The organism is Pseudomonas brassicae, from assembly GCF_010671725.1.
Lineage (GTDB): Bacteria > Pseudomonadota > Gammaproteobacteria > Pseudomonadales > Pseudomonadaceae > Aquipseudomonas > Aquipseudomonas brassicae.
On sequence record NZ_JAAHBU010000213.1, the window covers coordinates 1 to 14078 of the forward strand.

At 60.8% G+C, this 14078-nt stretch carries 13 protein-coding genes and 2 pseudogenes; 13 read left to right on the forward strand and 2 right to left on the reverse strand.

All coding sequences use genetic code 11. The features are described 5' to 3' along the window. The 13 genes and pseudogenes from G3436_RS15385 to G3436_RS15445 form a co-directional block, all read left to right on the forward strand. Positions 1-420, forward strand: a 420-nt coding sequence (locus G3436_RS15385; protein WP_163946453.1) for a methyl-accepting chemotaxis protein, incomplete at its 5' end; no start/stop codon positions are given. Positions 421-523: 103 nt separating this feature from the next. Beyond that, positions 524-736 (forward strand): hypothetical protein, encoded by a 213-nt coding sequence (locus G3436_RS15390; RefSeq protein ID WP_163946456.1) that lies wholly within the window; start codon positions 524-526, stop codon positions 734-736. A 97-nt stretch (positions 737-833) separates the two neighbouring features. Continuing rightward, positions 834-1526, forward strand: a complete 693-nt coding sequence (locus G3436_RS15395) for a helix-turn-helix transcriptional regulator (RefSeq protein ID WP_163946459.1) — start codon at positions 834-836, stop codon at positions 1524-1526. Between the two features lie 125 nt (positions 1527-1651). Beyond that, complete coding sequence (locus G3436_RS15400) at positions 1652-2026, forward strand: RidA family protein (protein WP_338001266.1); 375 nt, start codon at positions 1652-1654, stop codon at positions 2024-2026. A 13-nt stretch (positions 2027-2039) separates the two neighbouring features. After that, positions 2040-2958 (forward strand): annotated as a pseudogene (locus tag G3436_RS15405) (pyridoxal-phosphate dependent enzyme). A 178-nt stretch (positions 2959-3136) separates the two neighbouring features. Beyond that, entirely contained in the window at positions 3137-3694 is a 558-nt protein-coding gene (locus G3436_RS15410) for a hypothetical protein (RefSeq protein ID WP_163946462.1), read from the forward strand. 75 nt (positions 3695-3769) lie between these two features. Then, on the forward strand, positions 3770-4258 hold the full coding sequence (locus G3436_RS15415; protein ID WP_163946465.1) for a hypothetical protein: 489 nt from the start codon (positions 3770-3772) through the stop codon (positions 4256-4258). A 39-nt stretch (positions 4259-4297) separates the two neighbouring features. Next, complete coding sequence (locus tag G3436_RS15420; RefSeq protein WP_163946468.1) at positions 4298-4753, forward strand: hypothetical protein; 456 nt, start codon at positions 4298-4300, stop codon at positions 4751-4753. Further along, on the forward strand, positions 4690-5412 hold the full coding sequence (locus G3436_RS15425; RefSeq protein ID WP_163946471.1) for a hypothetical protein: 723 nt from the start codon (positions 4690-4692) through the stop codon (positions 5410-5412). The genes G3436_RS15420 and G3436_RS15425 overlap by 64 nt, the downstream gene beginning before the upstream one ends. Before the next feature lie 91 nt (positions 5413-5503). Further along, on the forward strand, positions 5504-6019 hold the full coding sequence (locus tag G3436_RS15430; RefSeq protein ID WP_163946473.1) for a hypothetical protein: 516 nt from the start codon (positions 5504-5506) through the stop codon (positions 6017-6019). Next, positions 5988-6485, forward strand: a complete 498-nt coding sequence (locus G3436_RS15435) for a hypothetical protein (protein WP_163946476.1) — start codon at positions 5988-5990, stop codon at positions 6483-6485. Before G3436_RS15430 ends, G3436_RS15435 begins: the two co-directional genes overlap by 32 nt. A gap of 31 nt (positions 6486-6516) precedes the next feature. After that, positions 6517-7665: a hypothetical protein gene (locus tag G3436_RS15440; RefSeq protein WP_163946481.1), complete on the forward strand. Its 1149-nt coding sequence runs from the start codon at positions 6517-6519 to the stop codon at positions 7663-7665. Beyond that, positions 7662-11570: an RHS repeat domain-containing protein gene (locus G3436_RS15445; RefSeq protein WP_163946484.1), complete on the forward strand. Its 3909-nt coding sequence runs from the start codon at positions 7662-7664 to the stop codon at positions 11568-11570. Before G3436_RS15440 ends, G3436_RS15445 begins: the two co-directional genes overlap by 4 nt. 41 nt (positions 11571-11611) lie before the next feature. On the opposite strand, the pseudogene G3436_RS15450 reads toward G3436_RS15445, so the two are convergent. Beyond that, positions 11612-12318, reverse strand: a pseudogene (locus tag G3436_RS15450) (MgtC/SapB family protein). A 301-nt stretch (positions 12319-12619) separates the two neighbouring features. Beyond that, positions 12620-14077 carry an efflux transporter outer membrane subunit gene (locus G3436_RS15455; RefSeq protein ID WP_163946488.1) on the reverse strand — a complete coding sequence of 486 codons (1458 nt, stop codon included), beginning with the start codon at positions 14075-14077 and terminating at the stop codon, positions 12620-12622. Between the last annotated feature and the right edge of the window lies 1 nt (position 14078).

Consider the following 14078-nt stretch of genomic DNA (forward strand, 5'->3'; position numbering starts at 1 on the left):
GGGCGCGGCTTTGCGGTGGTGGCCGACGAAGTGCGCGGGCTGGCCAGCCGCACTCAGCAAAGCACCCAGGAGATCCAGGTGATGATCGATCGCCTGACGGCGGGGGCCCATTCGGCGGTGGACTCGATGCGCCAGTCGTGCGAAGCCGGCACCAGTACCCGCGAACAGGCAACCCAGGCCGGCGTTTCGCTGGACTCGATGGCCTCGCTGATCGGCACCATCAGCTCGATGAATGCACAGATCGCCAGCGCTGCCGAAGAGCAGACCGCCGTGGCCGAGGAGATCAACCAGAGCGTGCACCAGATAGCCGAAGCGGTGGAGAGCGTGGCCGAGCAGACTCGGCAGGGTGCGCAGACCGCACAAAACCTGTCGTCCCTCGAAAGTCGCTTGCGCGCGCTGGTAGGGCAGTTCCGCATCTGAGGTGGGGCGGTGCCGTTGATCGGCTGGCGGGCACTGCCCGCCCTGGGCGTACCTCGAACAGGTATGGCCCAGATTGGCTGGACCTCGAAGCGAGGTGATTGAGATGGCTAATGACCCACGTCCAACGGAAGATCCGCTGTGGAAGGACCCGATCAACAACCCTCAACGTGAGCACGACCCGGTGAGCGACCCCAACGTGAGCGGGGCCCCGGACCGGCGTGAGGCGCCCACGGATGTAGAGAGTATCCCCGACGAAGCACCGCGCCAGGTCCTCGAGCCTGACCAGCCGACACCGCTGTCGGACGAGCGGCGCTGATACCTGCGGGCAAGCCTATTAGAAATAAGCAACCACAAAGTGTTGAATATTCAACTTTGTGTTGATATTTTTCCGGTTCGTCTCCTGGACTCACACCATGACAAGCGAACCGGCTATTTCTCCAGAGCGGCAGTGGGTGCTCAACGTCCTGCAGGCTACCGTGCAGATGCTCGGCAGCGTGCTCGGCCGTAACACCGAAATTGTCCTGCATGACCTCACCCGCCCCGAACACTCGGTCATCGCCATCGCCAATGGCCACGTCAGCGGTCGTCGCGTCGGCAGCCCCGTACTCGCCGGCCCCCGCGAAGACCAGGGCTTCAACGCAGTGCTTCAGGCCATGCGCGAGCCCGGCAGCCACACCCCTGTGGTGGTAGGCAACTACCCGACCCAGGGCCGCGACGGCAAGACCTTGCGCAGCGCCACTGCGGTGTTTCGCGATGCCCACGGCGAGCCCTTCGCCAGCCTGTGCGTAAACACCGACCTCAGCGGCATCACCGCCGCACAGGCCTGCCTGGAACAGCTGCTGGCGGCCCCGTTGGCACCGACGCCCGAGCCCGCCGACAGCCAGCCCGACCTTGAACAACTGATGGCCCAGATCATCGATACGGCGCTGGCCGATGCGCGCAGCCAGGGCCGCAAGTTCGGCAAGGCGCAGAAGCTCGAGGCCGTGCGCCAGATGCACGAAGGCGGGCTGTTCATCGTCAAAGGTGCCGTGGAGAAGGCCGCAGCTGCGCTGGAGGTGACCCGCTACACCATCTACAACTACCTCGACGAAATTCGCAAAGGCTGAGCCCCCCGCATTGCCCTCTCACTGAAAGGAATTGGACCCATGAGCATCGACGTCTACGAAAAACTGGCCCAACTGGGCATCGAACTGCAGGCACGCCAGCGCCGGCCGCAGCCTATCTGCCGTGGGTGCAGAGCGGCCACCTGCTGTTCCTGTCTGGGCATATTGCCCGCCAGCAGGGTGCACCGTGGGTCGGCCAGTTGGGGCGTGAGCTCGACACCGCCACTGGCGCACAGGCCGCACGTGCCGTGGCCATCGACCTGCTTGGCACGCTGCACGCTGCCACCGGCGACCTCAACCGCATCGCCAAGGTGGTGAAGCTGATGTGCCTGGTCAACAGCGCAGCGAACTACACCGAGCAACACCTGGTGGCCAACGGCTGCTCGAACCTGTTGGCCGAGGTGCTGGGCGAGCGTGGCCAACACGCGCGCAGTGCCTTCGGTGCCAGCCAGATCCCACTGGGCGCGTGCGTTGAAATCGAACTGATCGTTGAATTGGCCTGACCTGGAGCCTGCTATGTCGCTGCATCTGGAAACCCCACTGGTGCCGTCGCGCCCCCCTCAGCCTGGCAAGCGGCCAGGACATCTGGCTCAAGCTGGATGCCCTGCAACCGTGTGGCTCGTTCAAGCTGCGCGGCGTGGGCCTGGCCTGCCAGGCGCATGCCAGGCAAGGCAAACGCCGCTTCGTGTCGTCGTCGGGCGGCAACGCCGGGATTGCCGTGGCCTATGCCGGGCGCTGCCTGGGCCTGCCGGTGACGGTGGTGGTGCCGGAAACCACCACCGAGCGTGCCAGGCAACTGATTCGCCAGGAAGACGCCGAGGTGATCGTGCACGGCAAGGCATGGCATGAAGCCAATGCCTTTGCCCAGTCGTTGCTGAGCGATGACGCGGCGTTCATTCATCCGTTCGACGACCCGCTGCTGTGGCAAGGCCACGCCAGCCTGATCGATGAGGTGGTTACCAGTGGCCTGAAGCCCGATGCGGTCGTGCTGTCGGTGGGCGGTGGCGGTTTGCTCGCCGGTGTGTGCGAAGGCCTGGCGCGCAATGGCTGGGAAGATATCCCGGTGTTTGCGGTAGAAACCCAAGGCGCCGCCTCGCTGGCGTTGGCCATGGCGGCCAAGGCGCCGGCGGCACTTGACGCGGTGAGCAGCGTGGCCACCTCGTTGGGGGCCAGGCAGGTGTGCCAGCAGGCGTTTGAGTTGAGCCAGCAGCGTGCGGTGGTCAGCCAGGTGGTGAGCGATGCACAGGCACTGGACGCCTGTGAACGCTTCCTGCTCGACCACCGCATCCTCGTCGAACCCGCTTGCGGGGCAGCGCTGGCGCTGGCCTATGCGCCGACCGAGGCGCTCAAGCGCTACCGCTCGGTGCTGGTAGTGGTGTGCGGAGGGGTGACGGCCACCGTCGACCAGATTCGCGCGTGGCGCGCCATGCTTTAGTCCGTCGTTTAACTACCAGCATACCGGGTTGAGGCCTTTTCGGACTCACCCGGCTGGGCCCCCGACCTTGGCCGTTTGTCAGAACTGTTACTTTTATCAGGTAGCAGCCGGTAAGTGATTCAACAATACTGACTTGCACAGGAAGTTGAAACTTTCCGCGGCTTCAGGAGGACTGCCCATGCATTCGCCCCTATCATCTCGGCATACGTGGCTGAGGCTGAATGAATCACGCCTTCACCAAGTGTTCATCGGGTTAATAATTGTTGCCCTGTCGCCCGCCTGCACGGCAGTCGCTCTGCCGGTGACGCCAAACGCACCCGGAGAGCCAGGAATAAATATTGTGCCCTCTATAAAGTTTTATTACAAACAGGGCGAGGAAAAACCGGGCTGCACAATAATAATGTCCAAGGGCACGCACTCGTTCAAAGACAACGGCTGCCAGAACGACGACTACTATTACTTCAAGATTCTCAATCCGAGGGAAGGGCTGAAGTTTGGGATTTATGGCGCCAACTACTGCGCCGGCGATGAGGCGTACTCCCGCTATTATGTCGTAAACCCCCCGATTGGTGCCGATGGCAGCCCGCTGCCAATTCCCAGTACCGGCATGTTGTTGGTTGATGCGGCTCGCTATTCGTCATCCGACCAAGTTGAAAAGGGTTTGATGCGCTGGGGATGGAGAGGGCAGAAACTGCAAGGAAAGGTTTCTTCGGTGTGTGTCGAGGCCAATCAGTGAGTTAAACACGCTCACACAGGAGAGCATGATGAAAATTGCGCAAGAATCCCTGTCTGCAGCCCATGGGGCGAGCCCATGAAAAAGTCGACGAAGATTACGACCGCACTGTTCGCTACCTGGCTGCTAGCAGGCTGCCAAGTGAACACGGTCGTTAGCAAAATAACCTACCCATCGATAAAGTTTTTCGGAAAGGGGGGCGCAATCGATGGAGGCTGCACAATAGTAATGACGGTGGGCACGCACTCCTTCAGGGATAACGATTGCAGTAATGATGATTACTACTACTTCAAGATACTCAACCCGGTCGAAGGGCTGAAATTTGGGATTTATGGCGCCAACTACTGCGCCAGCGATGAGGCTTACTCAAGATACTACGTACGCAACCCACCCATCGGCAGTGACGGAAGCCCGCTCCCCATGCCATCAAACGGTGAGCTGCTGAGAGTTGACGCCGCGCGCTATGCCGAAGAAGAACCCCTTAGCCCCGGGCTGTACCCCAACGGTTGGAGAGGCCAGCAACTGCATGGCAAGGTTTCCTCTATCTGTGTCGAAGCCAACCAGTGAGTTCACTGATTGAAATGCCACCAAACAAGGAAGGTCAACATGTCTGACAACTCGAATCGCGACATCGAACGTGACCAGCGCGAAGCCCTACGCGGTCGTAACGGCGAAGCTGACGCGGCAGGCCCGGCAGTCACTCTGGATTACTGCTTGATCGAAGCGAGTGGCTTCGAAGGTCAACGCAGTGCGGTCGCGCGGCTTTATGTCAATGGGCGACAAGAAACTGAACTGGTGATAAGTCTGCGAGCACTGGACGGCAATGGTGAGGTCACGAGCCTACCAGCAGACACCAGGATTGACATTGTGCCGGTCGGCGCAACGACGACAGGCCTGCGTGTTAGCTCGACACCTTCAGCAGACCAGTGGACACCGTTCATGAGTCAGCACCCGGACTGCTCCCTGCTGTATATGCACCCCAGCAAAAAAGTGGCGCGATGGCTGAGCAGTACTTCAATCGATTTGTCATCTTTGATTCGGTACAGGCAGGCAAGTCAATAAAATTTATTGTCAAGGTGACATTGGCCAACGGTGTAACGTTCACCACGGATGCCACGGACGTAGCGTACGGTGGTGCAGGGGAATTTGGGCGCTTTAATAGCAACGTATATATCAAGGCCGTGCAGCCGCTGTTCTACCAGAACAGCTCTCTTGTGGTGTCTGCGCAGCCGTACGTTGAACGGGTGGTGAGTGCTGGAGACGAGTCACGCACGGCACGTATTATCGATACCAATATCGCCCTCCTGCACCCGGCAACATTGAGAAGTGTCAACGCACGCCTGTTACCTGGCCGTGCACCTGCCGAACAGTCCTCATGCCATTACAACAAGGCTACCGCCAACGCATTCGCCGGCACGATCAAAAAAAACGTACCCACCGCCAACACAATGGGTAAATTGCTTGATAAAGCGCTTGCTTTATCTCTCAATCAACGCCCGCATGAATTTTGCGTAGTCGTGGCCTCAGTTGCTTACAATGCCGGCATGTTCAGTGCTCCCCAGGAAAGCTTTTATGTCAACGGTTGCGATGAATTTGGCAATGCCATAAAACTCAGAGTCTTTCTGGAGTCGACCAACCCCGTCGACAACAATAATCCATGGACCTATAGCCTGATCATCGAAAGTGTAATAGCTCCCGCGCAAGCCGATGCCGATGACTGAATTCGTCGGTCGCCAAAAAGGATAACGCTGTAGAGCATATTGGCCACCTGCATGCGTCGCCACCCCGCTGAGCCATTAAAAAGGATATTTAATGAACACAGACCATCCTCCCATGACGGATTGGCTAACGAATTGGACTGTCGAGGTGACGTCGCCGTCAGCACAACTTTATCCCAATGCACTTCAGCAAGTTGAAGTCAGCGTTCGGCTCTACCCCAGAAGAGACCAGGACGTGTCTGAAACAGAGTTGGCCAGTGTGCGACTGGTGGCAGAAGAGGACGACGGAAGTTACCTTGAATTACCGATGAAAGACAACGGCGGCGACTGGTTCGGTAGTGACAGGCGCAACAACTACGACTACCACCCTGACCGTTCTTCCTCGCCAGCGGCTATCGAAACGGATGTGCGCGATGAAGATGCGATCAAGACAAGGCGCTTTTACCTTCACAGCCGGGCACGTGCAGGTGTGCGCCAGACGTTCAGAGCGAAAGTGACCCACATCATTGGCGCCCAATCCTACGAATACATCTCTAACGGGGAGCACTACAGCGCAAAAGCCAGTGTGGATGTGATAAGTGCTGCGCCCCCCCCCTTACACCTCGCCTGAAGACTACAGGTTCGAACGCAGACTGGTTGGCGGCAACGGCAATTCCGACCTGTTTGTGTGGGAGTACGAACTGGCTGCGGTCCACCCTGTCTATGGGCCTGTGAAGTTCCTGCAGGCGAGTGCTGCCAGCGACGGCATGGTCCAGTGGGCACTGCGCTCAGACAACGAGACCCGCGCTGGGCATGTCGGTTTTGCCGGGCCCGGTGAAACGGCCTTCAGGTACAACCACAACATTGCGTTGGGCCCGGCATTTCGGCCGGTGCTGCAGGTTTCGGCTGTGCGCCCCGACGCGGTTGTCGTGGTGCTGCAGGGCGGTAACAACATTCCTTATGACAGGGACAGTTTTCTTTACCACAGCGGGCCGATCACGCTTTACCCAATCGACTGCTACGGCAATCGCCATGAGGTGCGCGTTAAGTTCAAAGACGGGACGCCGATAGGGCGCACCGAACTCGTGCTGCTTTAGCCCTCTCACCACTAAGTTCAGGAAGAATGAAATGGACAGTGATACGGTAACTCAGCGCTTGCGCAGCGGGGGGCTTTACACCCAGGCCAATAACTTCCTCAGCCATGTCAGCACTGGCGTTGACCCGCGCACTGGCCAGTTCACGCTGGGCTGCAGCTTGCCAGAGTTGCACGCCAATGACTTGGCAGGGCCGGTGATCAAGCTTTCTCTACAGTTCAGCCCCCTTGGCTCACACCGAAACAGTGGCTTTGGCTTGGGCTGGACGCCAAGTTTCTCATTGCTGGACTTCAACAGCGACAGGTTGGTCATCAACTCGGGGGACAGCTTCAGTGTAGACCGTGACCGTTCCGATTTTTCCCGAGGCGGGTTGCTGGCTTTCCATGACCAGAAACTGTGCGCGTTTCAGGTGGTTGTCGACGACGATCAAGGCCGGCGCTTTCGCGTCGAATACAAGGACGGCGCGACCGAGTATCTGCAGTTGCAGGAAACCAGCGGTGTAGCGATGCTGGTGGAGGTTCGCTCAGCAAGGGGGCGAAAAGGGTACCTGGATTGGGCCACGCTGGGTGATAGCCAGCGGTTGATGCAGATAAGAGATGAAGAGCGAATCCTGCTGAAGGTTGTGCACGACACTGATCAAGCCACGCTGACGGTGCATCCGTCCACGGCACAGGCCGCTACCTTTACCCTTGATTTTCTCAGTGACCGGCTCGACAGGCTGACGCTGTCCGATCGCGTCAGCAGTTGGCGGTTCGAGTATGACATCGATCCGCCCAGCGGCTTGCTGTTCCCCAGTATTGTTCAAGGCCCATTGGGCAGCGTCGACGAAGTGGTCTATGCCAAAGGCGCTGATGGTCATCGATTGCCGCCTGGTGCACCGCTCGCGTATCTGCCGCGGGTGCTCCACCACCGGCACGATCCAGGCGCAGGGCAACCGGCAACGTACAAGACCCATACCTGGATCGGCAACGCGAACTTCCTTGGTTTCGGTGCGCAGATACCGGGCGGCTGGCGGGACGGCGAAGACAACCTCTACCGTACCGACAGCTATGAGTACCGTTGCAGCGAGACCGTGTTCGACAGCGACAACGAGTTGCTGCTGACGTTGAGCGCGCCTGGAACCGCTTTCATTTGCAGACAGAGCAGGTCACCGAGCGGGGGGGCTGTACGGTGCGGGAATTGACCACCTATGGTGATGACCCGCTGCTGGGTTGGGAAAGTCAACCTGCCTGGTGCCAGCTTCCTATCGTTAACGTGACACGTTATGAGTCGGCCGGCGCATCACGCGAGGAGCGCTCAACCACCGAGTACGACCAGTACGGCAATATAGTGCACCAGACTCATGCCGATGGCCGGGAGGAACAGACGGAGTTTTACCCGCTAGGGGGCGCGGAGGGCTGCCCGGACGACCAAGGCGCCTTTGTCCGCTGGTGCAAGCGCCGTGCCGTGCGGATACCGGCGAACGAGGGGCAGCTGGAGGCCCACTACGAACGCACTGACTACACATACGGGCTGCTGAGCAAGCGCCATGCAGAGGATCGCCAGCACCTGGTGACCGCCAGTGAAGTGTCGTTTGATGTCGAAAACGGCGATGCGCCTGCCAGTATCCTTGTGTACAGGGTAGAGCAGTCGGCGGACAGTCCGTTTCATGGTCTGGTGGTACAAAGCACCAGCACGTTGGGTGGTTTCTCCAGCACCACCGATTTCATCCGTACGCTTGGGGAGCAATCGGTGCATGAAACACACCGGCGGACCAGTTTCGATCAACTGGTGTTTTCCTCGAGCTCAGAGCGCGATCGCCTGACCGCGCTGCTACGTGAGCATCGCAATGAAAACGGTGTGGTCACCGCGTATGCCTATGATTCGCTGGGGCGGGCGGTACAACGTCTGGACAACGCGCATAGTATCTACCAGGTGACAAACACTCGGCGCTTCGATTCGACGGCTCATGCTGACGGCCGACCCTATACGCTGGATGAGATCAACGGCAATGGCCAGTTGCGTCGCATCACGCTGGACGGCGACGGGCGCGCGGTGAAGGAGCAGATACAAGACCTCAACAGCAGCGGGACACCGCTGCGTGAACTGCGCAGTGTCGATTACGATGTGCTCGGCAATATCATCCGCCAGACCTCTTACGACTGGCAGCCCAACCTCGACGTGCCCTTGTGCACCCGTACGCTGCGCAACCAGTACGATGACTGGGGCAACCTGAGCGTCACCTGCAACCCGGATGGAGGCAAAAGTCATAATCATTACGACCCGATCACGCGCAAGCGTGTGATGTGGCAGCAGAGCCGTACGGGTGAAAAAGGTGTACATACCAGCATTTTTTACAACCTGCGTGAGTCTGTCGAGCGTGTAGAGCTGCGCGAGCCACCGGGTGAAAATGGCCAGGATGGCGCACTGCTGCGCTGCGAGACATGGTCGTTCAATGCATCGAATCGCCCTACCGTTCATACGATCACGGCGGGCGGTGAGGCGACGCGCAGCACGTTGACGCGCTACGACGCCGAAGGGCGGATCACCGAGCGCACACTGCAGGACCAGACCAAGGTGCTATGGGACTTTGCTGGCCACACGGATGCCGAGTGCATTGCGCGCGTGGCCTTGTCGACCGGTGAGGGCACTTTTGAGCTGTTGCAACAGACCTTTGATGGCTTCGACCGTCCCTTGGCGCGACGCTGTGGCGACCAGCAGGAGACACTTGAGTACCTCGGCGAGCAGGTGCCCCCCAGTGCACTGGTCAGATCCGATGGCAGCCGTACCGAATATGCCTACGAGCCGCGCTTGAACCAGCAACTGATGCACATCAGCCGGCCACAGGCCAGCAATGCGCACACCTTTACCTATGCTGAACCGCACGGGCGCGTGCAATCGGCCAGCAGCAGCTTTGGCGATCTGTCCTGGCGTTTTGCACCCACAGGCGAAATGCACACCGAAACGTGGTCGGTCGAGGGCCAACGCTATCAATCAAGCAGGACGTACTCACTCGAAGGACGGCTGGTATCATTGACCGACGCGGCCGGCGTTGAGACCCAATACACCTACGATGAGGCCGGCAGGTTGAGCGGTCAGCACTCTGCCCATGTCTCACTGCAGCTTGACTACGACACCTTTGGCCGCCTCGCCAGCACGTTGACTACCGACAGCTCGACACTGCGCTCCCAGCAACAGACACTGACCTATGACATATGTGGACGGGAAGCGACCCGTCAATGGCAGTGCCATAGCCCCGCAGGCACGGAGCGTTTTCGCCAGTCATTGAGCTGGACCGCCCATGATCAGTTGGCCTCGCGACACTGGGAAGTGCTGAAGGATACCGGAGCGGTGACGCTCAGCCGCGAGAGCTACCGCTATGACGTGCGTGGGCGTCTGGTGCAGACCCAGGTGCAAGGCCCGCAGACCATCACCGATCCGCGTACTGGGCAACCTATCCGCGAACAGACGTTCCACTTCAACGCCCTGGATGGCTACGAGCGGGTAGACACTGAATACGAGAACGGACAACGTAACAGCATGCGGTTTTTCTACGATGTTGGCGTGGCCGCAGACCGTCCCGTGCGCATCACCCACAGCTGGCCGCAGCCTGTAACGATCGACCTGGAATACGATGCGGCCGGCAGGCTGGCGAGAGAGCTGCATGACCAGGTGCTAAGGCGCGAGCTCACCTGGGATGTACAAGGCAACCTCATACGTCAGGAAGACCATGACGGTGTGTGCAGCTATCGTTACGATCCGCTGGGCAGGCTGGTGCAGACCTCGCGGGATGGGCGCATGAGCCGGCGCTTCTATGACGGGCGCCGGGTGACAAGCGAGCAGGATGACACGGGCTGGTACAGCCTCATGCGTGCCAGCCGATCAGTGTTCGCGCAGAGCCGCCTGAGCCAGGCGGTACATAGTGTATTGCTGACAGGCTGCGATGGCCAGGGCAGTGCGTGCATTGAAACCGGCGCCAGCAGCAGCCACGTCGGCTATAGCGCACATGGCCTGGACAATGGCACTGCACAGAGTCGCGTAGGTTACGCGGGTGAGCTGCGTGAGCCCGGCAGCACGCTGTACATCGCAGGCGGCAATCGCCCTTACGACCCGTGCCTGCTCATGTTCCTGTGCCCGGATGGCGAAAGCCCCGACGGCAAGGGGGGGCTGAACCGTTATGCCTACTGTGCCGGCGACCCGGTGAATCGCATCGATCCGGACGGCCAAAGCTTCTGGAGTTGGGCGGGCATCGTTACCGGGCTGGTGTTTGGCGCGGTGGCTGTGGTGATGACGGGAGGGGCTGCAATAGGGGCGGTCATGGCCGCAGCGTCCGCAATGGCAATGGCCGGTGCAGCGAGCAGCGCCGCAATCATCATGGGCGCGACTGCCAGTGTTGCCAGCTCGCTGACGGGGCTGGCAGTGCTTGCTTCAGCCGCTACCGAGTTGCTTGCGATGGGGTTTACCATCGCCCGCGCGGTGACCACCGCCCAGGGCAATACAGCGGCCACCGCCATGTTGTCGAACATATCGCTGGTAACGGGTTCGGTTGGCCGCAGCGTTTCAACTGCGAACTCGATTGCAAAGACCACCAAGGCATTTCAGGCGGCACCCGGCACCTTTCGCCAACGTTTTGAAAAAGCCTTCGCGCCCAACCTAGCCGACCCTGAGCCGCCCAGCCCGACGCGCCTGGAAATGAGACCACTGACACCGAGGGAGCGAGGCAGTTTTGCGCCGCAACAGCCCACACAGCTTCCTCATCCGGGTGGCTCCACCGCAAGTACGGGGTCGCAGTTGCCCGATACGCTTCAGTTGCGCGAATCACGACGCCTGGGGGGGCTCATGCGTCAGGGCGGTATCGACACAGGCGCTGATTTTTCCGCATTGAGAGGTGATTCAAGCAGCGCAGGTATCTACCAGGCGCGCTTCACCGAGCCCGATAGCGCACAGCGCGACGACAACGACAACGATATCAATGCGCTGTCGCAAATCCGGTTCGCCCACTACCTGAGCAACAGTGATGCCCTGGCCGTGCTGGGTTACCATGCTGGCCAACTCAATAACATACAGCGTCAGCTCGACAATCTGGACCCGCTTATCAGCTATCTGTAAGGCACCTCATCCGCCGGTAGTGCGTCAACGGCGGATCGCACTCAGTCGCTGGCCAGTTCGAACACTTGCCAGCGCACCGAGCTGACACCTTTTTCCAGGCTGACGCGACTGGCCAGGTGTTCGAGCTGGGATGGCGCCTTGGGATCGCCGAGCAGCTCGGCACGCACTTCGAGCTTGGCCGGGTTGGGCAAGTCTTCACTGTGCAGCGACTGCAGCCGCAAGCCACTGCTGCCAAAGCTTTGCAGCATCAGGCTGCGCACCTGGATCTCGTCTTCGGCGCGGCACACGATGCGGACTTCGTAGCGTTGCTCGGCCTCACTGGCCGGCAGCACGTCTTGCTGGTTCAGCCGCTGGGCAATATCGCGCAGCAGGATGTTGGCGCACAGCACCACAAGGCTGCCCAGTGCGGCCTCCAGCAGCAGCCCAAGGCTGCACAGTACGCCTACCGCCGCCGTGCACCACAGCGTTGCAGCAGTGTTCAGGCCACGCACATTCAAGCCGTCACGCATGATCACGCCACCGCCGAGAAAGCCAATGCCCGACACCACATAAGCCGCCACGCGGGAGGCATCGGCCGGCAGCATGCCTGGCACGGCCTGGGTCATCAGCACGAACAGGCAGGCCCCGGTACTCACCAGGGCATTGTGCGCAGGCCCGTGAGGCGCTGGCGCAGTTGACGTTCGGCGCCAATCAGCGCCCCCAGTACCAGCGCGACAGCTACGCGCAGCAAAAATACTTTCCAATCCATGTTCCACCTCAAGGCACCGGCAAATAGCCGGTGTTGGCGCGTGTTCGCGCAACAAATGTTGGGAATGGCGACGGATACGCGCAGCCGACGGCCCCCATCACGCTGGGGTGCGTCAACACGCAGAGGAATGGAGAGGCGTCATCCCAGGCGGGATGCGGATCACCACTGACCACCGTGTTCGGCGAGTCAGTGGCAGAGGGAATCTGCTGGACTAGCTCGCCGGCTGTACCTGTCGCAATCGACTAGGGCAACTGTCCAATGCAGGACTCCTGTGCAGGCTTGCAAAAATGCGGGCGTGAAACTAACGCCCGGGGTAGGCCAGGTCAAGGCTTTTTGCATGAGGGAAATCTGCCTGTACAGGCCAGCCCCCACCCAGTGCACGGTACAGCCGTACCCGGTCCAGCGCGGCCTCGGTAGCGCTGTCGACCAGTTCGCTTTGCGTGGCCAGCAGCGAGCGTTGTACGCCCAGCACGTTGATGAAGTCCACTGCGCCCTCGGCGTAACGGGCCCGGGCGGTGCTCAGTGCAATGTTGTTCTGCGCCACCGCGCGCTGCAGCGCCTGGTGGTGCTGCTTTTCGGCTGCATAGTCGTGCATGGCGTTATCCACTTCATGCCAGGCGCCCAATACCACGCGCTGGTAGTTCAAGGCCGCTTGCTGTTGCTGGCGCTGGCGCAGCTCCAGGGTGCCGGTAAGGCGGCCGCCCTGGAAGATCGGCAGGTACAGGCTCGGCCCGTATGACCACTCGCGTGATGACCAGGTGCCCAGGTCTGCGCCATGCTGCGCCTGCATGCCGAGGCTCGCGCCCAGGCTGATGCGTGGATAGAAGTCCGCCATGGCCACGCCGATTGCAGCTGTTGCACGGTGCAGTTCGGCTTCGCTTTGGCGGATATCGGGACGCCGCTGGGCCAGTTCCGAAGGCAGGCCGAGGGGCACATCCGGCGCTGGGTGCGGGATGCTCCTGGGCTTGATGAGTTTGGCTGACAAGGCCTGAGGCGGCTTGCCCAGCAGGTAGCTGAGCGCGTTGATCAGGCGATCCTGCTGCGCACCCAGCACCGGCAGTACGGCTTCGATCGACGCCACCTGCGCTGCCGCGTTGGCGGTGTCCAGATTGGTGGTCACGCCATTGTCGAAGCGCGTCTGTGTCAGTTGGCTGCTTTGGCGTGCGATTTCCAGGTTCTTTCGCGCCACCGCCAGCCTGGCTTGTACGCCCCGCAGGCGAATGTAGTTGGATGCAGTTTCGGCGGCGATGCTCAACTGCACGCCATCACGCTGTGCTGCGCTCAGCGCGACCTGCGCATCGGCCGCTTCCACGGCGCGGCGCACATGCCCCCACAGGTCGACTTCCCAACTGGCATCCAGGGCGGTGCTCCAGCGTTCGAACGGCGCCTTGCCAGCCTGACCCGAAGGGTCATTCAGGCCCACGCCGCTGTTGCGTTCCCGGGTGTACCCGGTGGCGGCGCTGATGCCAGGCACCTGCTGGCTGCCAGTGACCTGGCGCAGCAGCCGGCTCTGTTCCAGTCGGTTGGCGGCAACACGCACATCGAAGTTGGCGGCAGCGGCCTGTTCCACCAGGGCGGTCAGTTGCGGGTCGCCCAATTGCGCCCACCAGTGGCTGTCGAGCCGAGCGGCGAGGGTGCTGCCCGCTGGCACTGACACGCCCCAGCTTGCTGGCAGGGCCGCCCGGGGCGTCTGCAAGTCGGGCCCGACGCTGCAGGCGCCCAGGCCGACCATGGCCATCAACAGCAGTGCATGCTTCATT

What these genes read in the sequence shown, in the direction of transcription:
- G3436_RS15390 (WP_163946456.1), top strand. Translation starts at nt 524, where the DNA reads ATGGCTAATGACCCACGTCCAACGGAAGATCCGCTGTGGAAGGACCCG.
- G3436_RS15395 (WP_163946459.1), top strand. Translation starts at nt 834, where the DNA reads ATGACAAGCGAACCGGCTATTTCTCCAGAGCGGCAGTGGGTGCTCAAC.
- G3436_RS15410 (WP_163946462.1), top strand. Translation starts at nt 3,137, where the DNA reads ATGCATTCGCCCCTATCATCTCGGCATACGTGGCTGAGGCTGAATGAA.
- G3436_RS15415 (WP_163946465.1), top strand. Translation starts at nt 3,770, where the DNA reads ATGAAAAAGTCGACGAAGATTACGACCGCACTGTTCGCTACCTGGCTG.
- G3436_RS15420 (WP_163946468.1), top strand. Translation starts at nt 4,298, where the DNA reads ATGTCTGACAACTCGAATCGCGACATCGAACGTGACCAGCGCGAAGCC.
- G3436_RS15425 (WP_163946471.1), top strand. Translation starts at nt 4,690, where the DNA reads ATGGCTGAGCAGTACTTCAATCGATTTGTCATCTTTGATTCGGTACAG.
- G3436_RS15430 (WP_163946473.1), top strand. Translation starts at nt 5,504, where the DNA reads ATGAACACAGACCATCCTCCCATGACGGATTGGCTAACGAATTGGACT.
- G3436_RS15440 (WP_163946481.1), top strand. Translation starts at nt 6,517, where the DNA reads ATGGACAGTGATACGGTAACTCAGCGCTTGCGCAGCGGGGGGCTTTAC.
- G3436_RS15455 (WP_163946488.1), bottom strand. Translation starts at nt 14,077, where the DNA reads ATGAAGCATGCACTGCTGTTGATGGCCATGGTCGGCCTGGGCGCCTGC.